This window comes from Paucibacter sp. KBW04 (assembly GCF_003852425.1).
GTDB lineage: Bacteria > Pseudomonadota > Gammaproteobacteria > Burkholderiales > Burkholderiaceae_C > Paucibacter_A.
Map to the genome: position 1 here is coordinate 1 of NZ_QAJN01000031.1, position 1189 is coordinate 1189.

The 1189-nt window shown below is 60.8% G+C and carries 1 protein-coding gene; it reads right to left on the reverse strand.

The window, feature by feature from the left end; translation table 11 throughout:
* Window positions 1-39: 39 nt before the first annotated feature.
* Window positions 40-1127 (reverse strand): IS3 family transposase gene (locus DBR47_RS24495; RefSeq protein WP_124455139.1). Its coding sequence is split into 2 segments (ribosomal slippage): window positions 40-875 and window positions 875-1127, totalling 1089 coding nucleotides; the frame shifts between segments, so codons are not numbered across the junction.
* Between the last annotated feature and the right edge of the window lie 62 nt (window positions 1128-1189).

Consider the following 1189-nt stretch of genomic DNA (forward strand, 5'->3'; position numbering starts at 1 on the left):
GGGTAATCCCCCCGAATTCCATCACTCCGAGAAGTAGAGCTATGCGGCCATGGCCAGCCGCTGTTTCGGGGTGATGCCGCCCAAGGCCATGTTCGGGCGTTCATGGTTGTAGCGCCACATCCACTGCGTCGCGTACTCACGGACCTCGTCTAGGTCGGCCCAATGGTACTGTGACAGCCATTCGTAGCGGACCGTTCTGTTGAACCGCTCGACATAAGCGTTTTGCTGTGGCTTGCCCGGCTGGATGTGCTCGATGTGGATGCCGCGGGCACTGGCCCAGTTCAGCAGCGTGGCGCTGATGTACTCCGGTCCGTTGTCGCAGCGAATCACTTGCGGCTTGCCGCGCCAGGCCATGATCTGCGCCAGTACCCGGATCACGCGATGCGAGGGCAGCGAGAAATCCACCTCAATGCCCAGGGCCTCACGATTGAAGTCGTCAATCACGTTGAGCAGCCGGATGCTACGCCCGTCTTCCAATTGATCGTGCATGAAGTCCATCGACCAAACCTCGTTGCTGTGCTGCGGCACCGTCAGCGGCTCGGGCTTCTCACGCACCAGGCGCTTGCGCGGCTTGATGCGCAGGTTGAGCTCCAGCTCCCGGTAGATTCGGTACACGCGCTTGTGGTTCCAGGGGCAGCGGCGCACGTTGCGCAGGTGCAGGTAGCAAAGCCCGAATCCCCAGTTGCGGTTGTTGTCGGTCAGCCTGAGCAGCCACTGGGCGATCTCATCGTCTTCGATGCAACGCCGGGCCTCGTAGTGATAGCAGGCCTGACTGATCTGGAAGGCTTGGCAGGCCGCCCGGATGGACAGCCCTCGTTGCTGCACGGCTCGTTGCGCCATCTCGCGTCGGCGAGATGGCTTCACCACTTTTTTGCGAGCGCCTCCGCCACGACCTCGGCCTTGAGCTTCTCCTCGACGTACATCTTGCGCAGCCGCCGGTTCTCCTCCTCAAGCTCCTTCATACGTGCCATCAACGACGCGTCCATGCCGCCAAACTTAGCGCGCCACTTATAGAACGTCGCCGAGCTGATGCCCAGTTCGCGGCAAAGCTCGGGAACCGTCAAGCCGGCCTCCGCCCGTTTGAGTGCATCGATGATTTGGCTGTCGGTGAAACGCGATTTCTTCATGGTAGAGATTCTCCTGTGAGACTCTCTACTTCTCAGCGCACTGGTTTTGCGGGGGGATTACC